Here is a 13,344-nt window from a genome sequence, read left to right on the forward strand (position 1 = left end):
ACTGGACCAACTGGACCAACTGGATTTAATCTTCCTGCTGGGCCTGCATCTATTACTTTGACTTCTAACGAAACCACAGCATGTGTATCCACTCAAGGAAATAATACTTTATTTTTTTCTGGGCAAGTATTAGTAAACGGTAGTCCTACTCCAGGGGTAGTGGTCAGTTTTTCATTTAGTAACCCAGCTCTTGCTTTCATGGTTCCTCTTGCTGTCATTACCAATGCTTCAGGTAACTTTACCGCTGTATTTCTAGCCGCTAATGGGCCTGGAACAGTAACTGTTACTGCTTCACTTCTTGATTCTCCTGGAACAATGGCTAGCGTCATTATTACCATTGTGAATCGTCCGTAATAATTATATTTTTAAGAACTATGCAATTTCTGATAAAAGAGCACTGATTTATAGTGCTCTTTTATCATTTGGGCGCGCCTTTCAAATTAAATTTTGTAACGCCCTACTAAAATAACGCTTTTATTTAGATTAATGATTTTTGTATTTTTTAATTTTTTCATCACAAGTAATTTTTATAATTAGTTAATTTCTCAATTTAGTTTGTGTATATAATTCCATTCAAAGATACATAATACCCACGTAACTATTTAAAAACATTTCGTTTTTATATCTAAGTTCAAAAAGGAGCTAGATAACATGGATAAAAAAGATATATTAAGTCAACAACTTGATCATGTGTCATCAGATGCGCTGAATACTCCTAGTAAGGCCCAAGAGCAAATGCAAGAAACATCTCAACAGGCACATAATTCAAACAAAAAGGGTAGCACTCAATCTTTACATGTTGAAGATTTACCACATTAAGACGTATATACTACAACGAACAAATAGTAAATTTCAAGGGAGAAATCTTAAGATCGAGTGAACTTAATTTTTTCTCCTTTTTCTATTGAAAGTCACTTTAATAGAAAATCTGTACACATCTTTGACAGATCCACCATCGTAACCTCCTGAAAATTCGTGATAATATTATTTTGTCGAATACGCTGAATTTCGACATTGTACGACATATATTATCTCCCTTAGTGAATCCCTGTCCCTCAGGGATTTCTCCTTTTATTAAATACTCTTCGCTTCACTAAATTTTCATCCTTAATAAAATTTAATTACTCCAATGAATAAACATGCGACAGTATCGTGTTTTGATAAAAACTATAAAACAAACTTAACACTAATAGTAGAATTTTTCTTCTTCTCTTTTTATAAACATAAAAAGAAGCTCTATTTATATAGAGCCCCTTTCTAATTTTATAATTTACTAGACTGTAACCCCTGGATAAACGGTACTACTTCAGGATTTACAAGTGACGACAAATCACCTAATTCTTTTCCTAAATAAGCTGCTTTAATAACACGGCGCATTACTTTAGAATTACGTGTTTTCGGTAAATCTTCTACAACGTGGATATCTTTAGGACACAACGCTTTTCCAATATGTGAGTTTACTAAACTCATTAATTCTTTCTTTAAATCTTCTGTAAATATTACCCCTTCTCGTAATACAGCAAAGCAATGACAAACTTCACCTTTTACTTCGTCAGGTACACCAATTGCAGCAGCTTCGATTACATCGTTATGTTTCACAAGAATAGATTCATATTCAGCAGGTCCAATACGTTTACCTGCAATATTTAACGTATCGTCTGAACGCCCTGTGATGATATATTGTTCACCATCGTAAATGACCCAGTCACCGTGGACCCATTTATTTTCAAAACGCGACCAATATGTGTTCACGTAACGTTCATCATCTTCCCAGAAGCTTTTCGTCATACCTACCCAAGGTTTCTCTAAGCATAATTCTCCGACTTCATCTCGAATTGGTTTACCTTGATCATCCAGTACGACAGCTGCCATTCCTGGTAAAGATGCGTTAAAACTAATCGGTGCGATTGGCTTAATAAGAACATTACCGAAAATCCCACCAGAGATTTCAGTTCCACCTGAGTAGTTACAGATTGGAACATTTCCTTTTCCAACTGTTTCAAACAGCCACATCCATGGATCAGGATTCCAAGGTTCTCCTGTTGATGCGAATACTTCCAAACTCTTTAAAGAATGTTTATTGACATACTCATCACCTTTTGCCATTAATGCTCGGATTAACGTTGGCGAAATACCTAGATGAGTAATTTCATATTTATCAACTGTCTCCCATAACCGGTCTGCTTCTGGGAAGTCTGGAACACCTTCGTACATAACCATCGTTGCTCCATTAATGAGTGAACCGAATAATAAAAATGGCCCCATCATCCAACCCATATCAGTTACCCATAATACACGATCACCTTGTTTAATATTCATTCCAAATCCTGCATCAAAAGCTGCTTTCAAAGGAAATCCTGCATGCGTGTGTACTGTTCCCTTCGGCTTACCAGTCGTTCCTGATGTATAAATGAGCATTAATGGATCATCACTTTGCATTTCCTCGGCATGTATGAATGGTTTTTCTTTTTCTAGCGTACTCCACGAAAAGTCATAGTTATGTGGTGTAAAATCATTTCCTGCATGACGAACAATAACAACTTTTTCAACAGTTGGGCAATGTTCACAAGCTTTATCTACTTCACCTTTTAAAGAAACAATTTTACCTCGGCGGGAAAATCCATCTGCGGTAATAATCATTTTTGAACCTGCCGCTTGCACACGTGTCATGACTGCATCAGACGCAAAGCCTGAGAATATTGGTGAAATAATTGCTCCGATTTTCATTACAGCTAGCATCGCAACAACTGTTTCTGGAATCATCGGCATATAAATTGTTACACGGTCACCTTTTTCAATACCCGCGTGTTTCAAACCATTGGCAACACGGCTTACCCAGTTATCAAGCTCTTCATATGTAAATGATTTTGAAGTTCCATTTTCCCCTTCGTACTGAAGTGCTGGCTGTACTCTCGTCTCTTCATCCGCAAGCCAGCGGGATAAAGCTGATTCTACAACGTTACATGTTCCGCCATTATACCACTGTGCAAACGGTGTACCATTTTCTAAATCTAACACTTCTGTATAAGGTTTCATCCATTGATAGCCAACTGCTTTTTCTGCCTCTCCCCAAAACCAAGCTGTTTCCTCAATAGATTTATTATAAAAAGTTTCATAATCTTCATATCCCAATGATTTCATCCAACCATATAAACGTGTTTTTTCCTTGTACTCTTCTGTTGGAAACCAAACTGCTTGTTTCAATATTTTCCCCTCCTTAACTTTTTGAGCAAGAAAGCCCTAAATAGGGCTTTTAAACTGGATATACAGGATGTTTACGATCCGTGAATACTTGATATTTACTCATATACATTTCGAAACGTCCTTTTAACTCTTCACGTAAATTGTTTGGATGAACAATACCATCAATCACCATCTCTGATGCTAAGTGGTATATATCAATATCTTTCTTATACTCTTCACGTTTTTCAGCAATGAAGCTAGCACGCTCTTCTTCTGGTAAAGCTGCAATTTTATTTGCATATACAGCATTGACCGCAGCTTCTGGACCCATTACCGCAATAGAGGCTGTCGGTAATGCCAGGCAGCAATCTGGTTCAAATGCTGGACCTGCCATCGCATATAAACCAGCACCATATGCTTTACGAACAACGATAGAAATCTTCGGTACAGTTGCTTCACTCATTGCAGAAATCATTTTTGCACCGTGGCGAATAATACCAGCACGCTCTACTTTTGTACCGATCATAAATCCTGGTACATCCGCAAGGAATAATAATGGAATATGATATGCGTCGCATAAATTAATAAACTTAGCAGCTTTATCAGCTGAATCATGGAATAATACGCCGCCCTTCATACGCGGCTGATTTGCAATAATACCAACTGGCTTACCATCAATACGTGCTAAGCCTGTAATTAGCTCTTGAGCAAATAATTTTTTTACTTCATAGAATGAACCTTCATCAATAACTCTATTAATGAGATCTTTCATATTGAAAGGAACATTTTGATTTTCTGGAATGATTTGTTCTAACGTTTTATCGAATTGTTTCGGTTCTTGAGGTGTAACCAATGGAGTCTTTTCTAAGTAGTTATTTGGAAAATATGAAATGTATTGTCTTGCTTGTGTAATCGCATCTTCTTCTGTCTTACATAAAACATCTCCGCATCCTGATACAGAGCAATGCATACGAGCTCCGCCCATCTCTTCTAAAGTTACCTTCTCACCGATAACCATCTCAGCCATACGAGGAGATCCTAAATACATAGATGCATTTCCTTCTACCATCATTACAACGTCGCAAAAGGCTGGAATATAGGCACCACCAGCTGCAGAAGGTCCAAATAATAAGCATACTTGAGGAACTTTACCTGATAATTTCACTTGATTATAGAAGATTCTTCCTGCACCACGGCGCCCTGGGAACATTTCTACTTGATCTGTAATACGTGCTCCAGCAGAGTCGACTAAATAAAATAACGGAACACGTAGTTTTTCAGCTGTTTCTTGAATACGTAAAATCTTTTCAACTGTGCGTGATCCCCACGATCCAGCTTTTACAGTAGAATCATTGGCCATTACACACGCAGTACGACCATGTATTTTACCCGTTGCCGTTACAACGCCGTCCGCAGGTAAGCCTGTTTGTTCACAGTTAGCAAATAATGCATCTTCTACATATTCGCCATTATCAAATAGAAGCGCTAAACGATCTCGAACAAATAATTTTCCTTTTGCTTTATTTTGTTCATGATATTTCGGTGCCCCGCCTTGTTTAATCGTTTCAACTCGTTCTTCAAATGTTTTCGATTGTTGTTTTTGATCTAACATATTTACTCCCCCTTATACGTTGGTGTGCGTTTTTCCTTGAATGCTTGTAATCCTTCTAATCTATCTTTCGTATGGATTACACCCTCATACGCTTGTTTTTCCATTTGTAATCCGGTATGTAAATCAACTTGAATACCGTTTGAAATCGCTTCTTTTGCTAATCGAACAGCAATAGGGCCATTGCTAGCAATTCTTTCTGCTATTTCAATCGCTTTTTCTTCAAGTAACTGAGATGGTACAACAAATTCTACTAGACCATATTCTTTTGCTTCTTGCGCCGAAATACGTCTTCCTGTATAAATTAATTCTTTCGCTCTACCAACACCAATTAATCTTGGCAAACGCTGCGTACCACCTGCTCCTGGTATTATTGCAAGAGTCGTTTCAGTAAGACCAAGACTTGCAGATTCAGTCGCAATTCTAAAATCACAAGCTAAACTTAATTCTGTACCACCACCAAGGGCGATTCCATTTATAGCCGCGATAACTGGCTGTGGTAATTGTTCAACCATTTCCATAGTAGTGCGAATCATACTAACAGCATGGCGAACTTGTTCCTCATTCATACCAGCACGTTCTTTTAAATCAGCACCAGCACAAAACGCTTTTTCACCAGCACCTGTTAGAATAACTACACGCGTATTGGACTCTTCACTTATTTGAGTTAATATGTTTTGTAACTCTTCTAATAACGCTAAAGATAATGAGTTTGCTTGTCGTTCACGATTTAACGAAATCTTTACAACGTGAGGTGTTACATAATCAACTGAAATATTTTGTAATTGTAGCATCTTCTCACCTACTTATCGTTTTATGTTGAAGCGCTCTATACACATGACTCGGTAATTGGATATTTAACTTACTTTGAATAAATTGACTAGCTCTCAATAACTTTTCTTCGTCTATATTCGTTTGGACTCCTAATTTATGGAGCATATGTACTAGGTCATCAGTAGCAACATTACCTGATGCTCCTGGTGCATAAGGGCAGCCCCCGAGTCCACCACAAGAACTATCAAACGTTGTAATACCGTATTCTAATGATTTAACTACATTCGCTAGAGCCATTCCATACGTATTATGAAAATGCAGGGCCAACTGCGAAGCATCATACTTCTTTAATAGATGTTCTAGTACTTGTTCTACTTGTAATGGATTCGCTACACCGATTGTATCCCCAAGAGAAACTTCATAAATGCCGTATGAAAATAGTTGATTACATAATTCGTCAACTGCTGCGTGACTTATATCCCCTTCATAAGGACATCCAAATACAGTAGAAACATAGCCTCTTACCTTTTTCCCTTCGAATAATGCCTGTTTTGTTATATCTTCAATTACAACTAATGCTTCTTTAATCGATTTATTAATATTACTTTTATTATGAGATTCACTTGCTGATAAAAAAACATTCACCTCATCTACATTTTGCAAAAAAGCTCGTTCCAAACCATTTTGATTCGGAACAAGCGCAGCATATGTAACATTTGGATCCCTTTTCAGCTCAGAAAATACATCATTTGCATCTGCTAATGCAGGGACCCATTTTGGGTGAACGAATGAGGAAACTTCAACATACGACAATCCTGCTTCTGTAAGTAGTTGAATCCATTTTACTTTATCTTTTGTGCCAACAATCTTTTTTTCATTTTGTAAGCCATCACGTGGCCCAACTTCTTTAATGACAGCAAAATTAGGTAGTTTCAATTCGCTTCCCCCTATATCTCCCTATTCAATTTCTAATAATACATCTCCTTCATTTACAAAATCGCCTTCTTGCACATTAATTTTCATAACTGTGCCAGCTTCTTCTGAAATGATTGGAATTTCCATTTTCATAGATTCCAAAATGACGACATCCTGTTCTTCCTCTACTGTATCTCCTACTCCTACAACAATCTTCCAAACGTTTCCTGCCATCGATGCGTATACTTTCGTCATCATTTTTTCCCCCTTAATATTGTTAAATCTTATTTTTTAACGAGTTGTTTCGTTACAAAACCCGTTGTATAAATACCATCTTTGAACACTTCGTCTTCCAAAACTTGCAGTAGCATTGGTGTGTTCGTTTTAATACCTTCTACTTTTAATTCTTCTAGAGCATCATGTAATTTCGAAATTGCTTCTTCACGAGTTTCGCCATGTGCAATGACTTTCGCAATCATTGGATCATAGAAAGGTGTAATCGTTACATGATTTTCTAAGAAGTGATCGATCCGTACATTTGACGGTAATGTTAAATCTGTAATTTTCCCAGGTGACGGGAAGAATGTTTTCGGATCCTCTGCATAAATACGAGCTTCAATGGCATGACCACTACGTTTTACATCATCCTGTGTAAATGATAGTTTCTCACCACTTGCAATCAGAAGTTGTTGTTCGACAAGGTCTAAACCAGTAATTTCTTCTGTAACTGGATGTTCTACTTGTAATCTCGTATTCATCTCTAAGAAATAGAAATTCTTCTGATCATCTACAAGAAACTCAACTGTACCTGCATTTGTATAGCCAAGTGCTTTGGCAGCTTGTACAGCAACTTCTCCCATCGCCTTTCGTGTACCTTCATCTAAAAATGGTGAAGGGGCTTCTTCAATTACTTTTTGATTTCGGCGCTGTACCGAACATTCACGCTCCCATAAATACACTGTGTTACCATGTGTATCTGCTAAAAGCTGAATTTCAATATGATGCGCGTCTGCTATATATCGCTCTAAATACATTTCTCCGTTACCGAAGAAGTTTTGCGCTCTTGTTTTATTACTTTCAAACGCTTTGGTGAGCGTTTGCTCAGTTTCCATCAACTGCATACCAATGCCTCCGCCGCCTGCGGATGCCTTAAGCATTAATGGATAACCAATTTGTTTTGCAATTTCAATTGCTTCTTCTGCAGTTTCAATATTTGTAGTAATACCTGGGACTACTGGGACATCTGCTGCTTGCATTGCGATACGTGATTCGATTTTACTTCCCATCTTCGTAATGATTTCTTCTGAAGGACCGATAAATACGATTCCTTCTTCTTTGCAGCGAACCGGAAAAGACGGATTCTCTGATAATAAACCATAACCCGGATGAATCGCTTCTGCATTTGTCTTCTTAGCTATTTCAATAATTTTTTCAAGGTTTAAATAACTTTCTTGAACACGCGGTCCACCTACTAAGTAAGCTTCATTTGCCATTTTCACATGAAGGGCATTTTCATCTGCTTCAGAATAAATAGCAACAGTGCGAATACCAAGTTTTTGACAAGTTTTCATAATACGAACAGCGATTTCCCCGCGATTCGCAATTAATATTTTTTGAAACATAGTGATTCCTCCCTTTTATCTACATCCTAAATGTCTAGCAATTACGAGACGTTGAATTTCAGAAGTTCCTTCACCTATTTCTAATAGTTTCGCATCACGAATATGTCGTTCAACTTCATATTCACGCATATAACCATATCCACCATGAATCTGTACTGCTTGATTCGCAATACGGCTTGCTGCTTCCGATGCAAATAGTTTTGCCATTGCCGCTTCTTTGCCAAAAGGTTTATCGTTATCTTTTAACCAAGCTGCTTTATGTACTAAATTGCGTGCTAGCTCTACTTCAGTCGCCATATCAGCTAATTTAAATTGAATCGCTTGGAAATTAGAGATTGACTTTCCAAATTGTTGACGTTCTTTCGCATATTGCAATGCACGTTCAAAGGCTGATTGCGCAATACCAACTGCCAATGCTGCGATTGAAATACGCCCTCCATCAAGTGTATATAAAAATTGTTTAAAACCTTTATTTACATCACCAAGAATATTTTCTTTCGGTACACGAACACCATCAAGTACGATTTCACAAGTATTAGAAGCGCGAACACCCATCTTATCGTAAGGACTTGAAATCGTTAATCCTTCACTCGTAGTAGGCACGATAAATGCAGAAATACGTTTTCTACCATTCTCTTCAACACCATTGACAGCGGTTACAATAATTGTATTTGCATACTCTGCGTTTGTAATCCAACACTTCTCACCACTGATTACATACTCATCACCATCTAATACCGCTTTCGTTTGAGTGCCACCTGCATCAGATCCAGCATTCGGCTCCGTTAATCCGAAGGCACCTAATGTTTTACCTGACGCCATTGGAACTAAATACTTTTGTTTTTGTTCTTCTGTACCGAAATAATAAATTGGAGAAGCACCTAATGAAATTGTTGCAGCATAGCTTAAACCAGTGCCACCACAAGCGCGACCAATTTCTTCAACTGCTAACGCATACGATACTGTATCGCCACCTGAACCTCCATACTCTTCTGGGAATGGGATGCCTAATAATCCTAGTTCGCCCATTTTTTGAAATGTTTCATATGGAAACTCTGCAGTTTTGTCATAATATACAGCTTTCGGTGCAATTTCCTTTTCAGCAAAGTCACGTACCATTTCTTTAATCATTTGTTTTTCGCGAGTTAGAGTAAATTCCATTCCGCTACACACCCCTTATCGAATATTGAGTTTCGACAGCGTGCGAGTTTCTACTACAAACATAACAACTTAAAAGACAAGAATATTAGTTAGACAATTGCTACAATTCTGTCATAACTTAATTTTAAAACAGATTCTGTACTAATGCACAAAAAAATTCCTACATTGTTCTACAACAACATAGGAGGTTTTGTGTCGAATTATGTAATTTATTGTTTAATAATCTCTACCTTTTCCGGAATCAGAAATTTCTACTAATGCTTCAGGGTATGGTTCGAAATATGTTTGTCTTAATAAATACTTTTCATCAAATCGAATAGCCCATGATTTTAAAATTGTAAGTAAACTACTAAGTGGTATTTTCTTTTCTGCATACTTTTGTAACAGTTCTATAAAATGATCTTTTTCTTGTTTTTTTAACTTTGTTTTAAAATATCCAAAAATGTGCTCGCATACATTTACATTCGATGTATAACGGGGCGCACGCATAAATAATTCATATAAAGTCTTCTCATAGTTTTCAAATACCACTTCAATCTTTTCATTTTTTTGATTTGCAATTATACGACCTAATTCCTTTTGTTTCACCTGATTATATGCCATAAATAAATATTTATTGTCCGACTGAAACGATACAAGTTCTTTCATATTTTTATTGTGTTTAATCATTTTGTAATATGCGATTGTAAATAGCCTTGTAAAGAAATGCTCTCTAATAATAAAATTCGACAATCTACCTTCCTCTTCAATAGGAAGATACGAAAAATTTTTTACTACTGCTCCGCCAAATAAGCCAGCTCCTTTTCCCTTTGCTGGCGCTTTTTCAAAACCAGAATAAATTTTCACATCACGCGTACCACAACTTGGTGAACGATTCTTTAAAATAAAACCATCCACATCCGGTATCGTTTGTAAAAAGTCATTTGAAAACTGCTCCATTTTTTCAGTTACATCTTCTCGTGTCGACGGTTGCACAAGTCTATTCTCACCATTTCCTTCTACAATTCGTATCGTTTCACGAGGAGTCCCCAATCCAATCTCGACCTCTGGACAAACAGGTATAAATGTAACAAACGGCTGCAAATTTCTTATTGTTACATCTGGAATCATCTCTCCATTATATCGACAGGCATCAAATTCTAAACATTTACTTACAACGATTGTTGGTTTTGCAAATTGTCGCATTTCATTACCTCCGTGGCGTTAATCCGTACAATATAAATTGAATCGTATTTTCAATTTCCATTTCATCATCCCATTTTTCTTCAGGCAATAATAAAAATCTTGTTAAGAGTAATCCTAATACAGCTGATAAAGTAAGACGTAGTACGGAAGATGGTGGTAACTCAATAATTTCCCCTTCTTCTTGAAATTTCACAATCAACTTTTTGAAATGTGAAAACAGTTCTGTTTCTACTAATTGCTGTATTTCATTTTTCAGTTCTGGTTGAAATGGTACTTCTTGAATTAATATTTTTATCATAGGGAAGTGTTTTTGGGCAAATTTAAATCTATTATGAATTACAACCCTTAAAAGTCCTTCATACGATTCATACTCCGATTTAAATATTTCTTTTGCAAAGGTTTGTACGAAAAATGGGGCAGCGAACTTAGTTAAAGTTGGCATTACGACCGCTAGTAATAGATCTTTTTTCGTCTTATAGTAGCGGAAGATTGTTCCTTCCGCTACACCAGCCCGTTTTGCAATTTCACTTGTTGAAGTTGAAGCGTATCCTTTTTCTCCAAACATATCAACAGCCGCCTCTAATATACGCATTTGACGTTCATTTCGTTTATCCGTATTAGTTGCGGCTATTAATTCCTCCAGCCAATCCTTCTGCATTTATAAAGCTCCTTTTTGTCATTATTATATTTTGCGATGTTTCTTTAAAGCAAATACATTTCCTACTGCAAATAATATTGAAAAAAGTAATAATACAGTAAGATCTAATGCAATCTCTCTAAATCCTTGATTCCGAATCATCACTTGTCTCATTGCATCAGCGCCATATGTGAGTGGAAATGCTTTCCCTAACATTTGTAGCCACTTATTCATAGATTCCATTGGAAACAATCCAGAAAAGAAGATTTGTGGCACAATAACAAGCGGTATAAATTGAATCATTTGAAATTCATTATTTGCGTATGCCGATAAAAACGTACCTAATGTTAGTGCAGTTAAAGAGAGCATACATGTAATAAGTAGCGTTAGCCATATGGAGCCAGCTACGTATAAATCTAAAATATAAACGGAAAAACTTACGATAATAATGGATTGTATAAATGCAAAAATTCCAAAGCCAATAATATAACCTGCGACTATTTCCCACCTTCTTACTGGGGTGGATAATAACCTTTCAAGCGTACCACTTAAACGTTCTCTTACGAAAGATACACCTGATAATATAAATACAAAGAAAAATGTAAAGAAACCAATTAATACAGGACCAAGCCCATCAAACATCGAAAAGTCTTTAGAGCCATGTAAATAATTCACTTCAGGCTTCATAATCGAAACATCATTCTTCTCTGTGCTTTTTTGCAATACTTGAAGTACAGCACGATTTTTTGACGAATCACTACCTTCCAACAGAAGTTTCATTTTTCCATTCTCTATTCGAAGTACAGCATCTACCTTTTGTTTTTCTAACTCAGAAATCGCCTTTTCTTTACTGTGTTCATAAATTGATGCTTCTTGATCTTTCATCACTTTTACTATTTGATCGGGCATATCAACAACAGCAATTTGCGGTATATAGTCTTTTTGTGTAAACACTAGCGATAATAGCCAAAGTAATAACATTGGTGCCCCAAACATCATCGCTAACGAACGCTTATCTCGAAAAAATTGGCGAATAATACGAATGATTACACCAGTAACTCTCATGATGACACCACCTCTTCCAGCAAAAAGACATCTTCAATCCGTCCAGATGACACGCGTTTTTTCAATTCTTCAGTTGTTCCAACCGCAACTAGTTTCCCTTCTCTAATTAATCCTAGACGCTCACAAAATTCAGCTTCATCCATAATGTGCGTCGTTACAATAATCGTTGTACCTTTCTTTTTAAGATCATAAAACTTTTCCCAAATCGTTTTTCTAAGAAGCGGATCTATCCCCACTGTAGGCTCATCTAAAATTAATATTTCTGGTTCGTGCAGGAGTGCTATTGCTAATGATAAGCGTTTTTTCATTCCACCTGAAAATTGTTGTACTTGCTTTTTCATATACTGTGATAATTGTACAAGTTCAAAAACTTCTGCAATTCTTGTCTTTTTACGTTTTCCCTTTAGTCCATACATCGTTGCTATAAAATCTGCATTTTCATATGCTGACAATTCTTCATATAATGCATCCGCCTGGGCCATATAACCAATTCTTTTCATTTCATTTAAATTAGGCATATTAGTATTATTAACAAGCACTTCACCTTTCGTTGCCTCATTAATACCTGCAATCATTTTAATGAGCGTTGTTTTCCCCGATCCAGAAGGTCCAACAAAACCAAAAATCTCTGCTTTTTCAACTTGCAATGAAAGATTGTGTAACACTTCTTTTTTCCCAAAACTTTTTGATACAGTCCGTAAAATAATTGAAGGTTCTTGCACGTTTCATCCTCCTTTTTTAATAAAATGAGTGAGTACTCACTTTTATTTTACTCTTGCTTAATTATATGTCAAACTCCGTTGATTAGTATGTATGTTCAATCAACGATATTAAACAATGAAACAGAGTCGACATTAGAATTTCATTTCCTAAAGTCGACTCTGTTTCATTTAAACTATAAATTTCACTTTACGTTTTTAAATTCATATACTTCCGAATTCTAGCAACGTCTAAAGAATATTCAATAACTAATTGCTGTAACGGTAAAATAACTGTGTCAGGATATAAATGTGCATATTGTAATGTTTCTGCATATTTTTCTAACCTTTTTTCTAAATACTTTATTATTTGATCAGGATGACTTACTAATAAACATTTACAATAATAATGGATTTGTTCCTCAATAGCCGTGTATTCTTCAATTTCATATTCTTTATGCATGTGTACACCCCTTTAAGTTTTTTATACGAATT

At 36.3% G+C, this 13,344-nt stretch carries 14 protein-coding genes; 1 reads left to right on the forward strand and 13 read right to left on the reverse strand.

All coding sequences use genetic code 11. The features are described 5' to 3' along the window. Positions 1–92: 92 nt before the first annotated feature. Positions 93–338, reverse strand: a complete 246-nt coding sequence (locus MR170_RS16785) for a hypothetical protein (protein WP_016081561.1) — start codon at positions 336–338, stop codon at positions 93–95. Positions 339–651: 313 nt separating this feature from the next. Here MR170_RS16785 and MR170_RS16790 point away from each other — a divergent pair, with 313 nt between their 5' ends. Continuing rightward, complete coding sequence (locus tag MR170_RS16790; RefSeq protein WP_016081562.1) at positions 652–819, forward strand: hypothetical protein; 168 nt, start codon at positions 652–654, stop codon at positions 817–819. A gap of 444 nt (positions 820–1,263) precedes the next feature. On the opposite strand, the gene MR170_RS16795 is transcribed toward MR170_RS16790, so the two are convergent. The 12 genes from MR170_RS16795 to MR170_RS16850 all read right to left on the reverse strand — a co-directional run bounded on the left by MR170_RS16795 (position 1,264) and on the right by MR170_RS16850 (position 13,312). Continuing rightward, positions 1,264–3,204, reverse strand: a complete 1,941-nt coding sequence (locus tag MR170_RS16795; RefSeq protein ID WP_242308722.1) for an AMP-binding protein — start codon at positions 3,202–3,204, stop codon at positions 1,264–1,266. A 49-nt stretch (positions 3,205–3,253) separates the two neighbouring features. Beyond that, positions 3,254–4,795: an acyl-CoA carboxylase subunit beta gene (locus tag MR170_RS16800; RefSeq protein WP_242308723.1), complete on the reverse strand. Its 1,542-nt coding sequence runs from the start codon at positions 4,793–4,795 to the stop codon at positions 3,254–3,256. Between the two features lie 2 nt (positions 4,796–4,797). After that, positions 4,798–5,586: an enoyl-CoA hydratase gene (locus MR170_RS16805; RefSeq protein WP_029442754.1), complete on the reverse strand. Its 789-nt coding sequence runs from the start codon at positions 5,584–5,586 to the stop codon at positions 4,798–4,800. 4 nt (positions 5,587–5,590) lie between these two features. After that, a complete protein-coding gene (gene mvaB, locus MR170_RS16810; RefSeq protein WP_242308724.1) occupies positions 5,591–6,502 on the reverse strand; it encodes a hydroxymethylglutaryl-CoA lyase in 912 nt (303 codons plus the stop codon). 21 nt (positions 6,503–6,523) lie between these two features. Then, the gene (locus tag MR170_RS16815) at positions 6,524–6,739 is read right to left on the reverse strand and encodes an acetyl-CoA carboxylase biotin carboxyl carrier protein subunit (RefSeq protein ID WP_001987345.1); all 216 of its coding nucleotides are present in this window, start codon (positions 6,737–6,739) and stop codon (positions 6,524–6,526) included. A gap of 26 nt (positions 6,740–6,765) precedes the next feature. Beyond that, positions 6,766–8,103 (reverse strand): acetyl-CoA carboxylase biotin carboxylase subunit, encoded by a 1,338-nt coding sequence (locus MR170_RS16820; RefSeq protein WP_151628740.1) that lies wholly within the window; start codon positions 8,101–8,103, stop codon positions 6,766–6,768. Between the two features lie 15 nt (positions 8,104–8,118). Continuing rightward, positions 8,119–9,264, reverse strand: coding sequence for an acyl-CoA dehydrogenase (locus tag MR170_RS16825; protein ID WP_000397282.1), 1,146 nt, complete (start codon positions 9,262–9,264; stop codon positions 8,119–8,121). Between the two features lie 216 nt (positions 9,265–9,480). Continuing rightward, on the reverse strand, positions 9,481–10,449 hold the full coding sequence (locus tag MR170_RS16830; RefSeq protein ID WP_242308725.1) for a YbgA family protein: 969 nt from the start codon (positions 10,447–10,449) through the stop codon (positions 9,481–9,483). A gap of 4 nt (positions 10,450–10,453) precedes the next feature. Further along, positions 10,454–11,107: a TetR/AcrR family transcriptional regulator gene (locus tag MR170_RS16835; RefSeq protein WP_016081569.1), complete on the reverse strand. Its 654-nt coding sequence runs from the start codon at positions 11,105–11,107 to the stop codon at positions 10,454–10,456. A 24-nt stretch (positions 11,108–11,131) separates the two neighbouring features. Beyond that, positions 11,132–12,151: an ABC transporter permease gene (locus tag MR170_RS16840; RefSeq protein ID WP_016081570.1), complete on the reverse strand. Its 1,020-nt coding sequence runs from the start codon at positions 12,149–12,151 to the stop codon at positions 11,132–11,134. After that, entirely contained in the window at positions 12,148–12,873 is a 726-nt protein-coding gene (locus MR170_RS16845; RefSeq protein WP_029442757.1) for an ABC transporter ATP-binding protein, read from the reverse strand. Before MR170_RS16845 ends, MR170_RS16840 begins: the two co-directional genes overlap by 4 nt. Positions 12,874–13,060: 187 nt before the next feature. Further along, a complete protein-coding gene (locus MR170_RS16850; protein ID WP_000548621.1) occupies positions 13,061–13,312 on the reverse strand; it encodes a hypothetical protein in 252 nt (83 codons plus the stop codon). Between the last annotated feature and the right edge of the window lie 32 nt (positions 13,313–13,344).

Origin of the sequence: Bacillus cereus group sp. BfR-BA-01524 (assembly GCF_022662595.1) — a bacterium.
Taxonomy (GTDB): domain Bacteria; phylum Bacillota; class Bacilli; order Bacillales; family Bacillaceae_G; genus Bacillus_A; species Bacillus_A thuringiensis_S.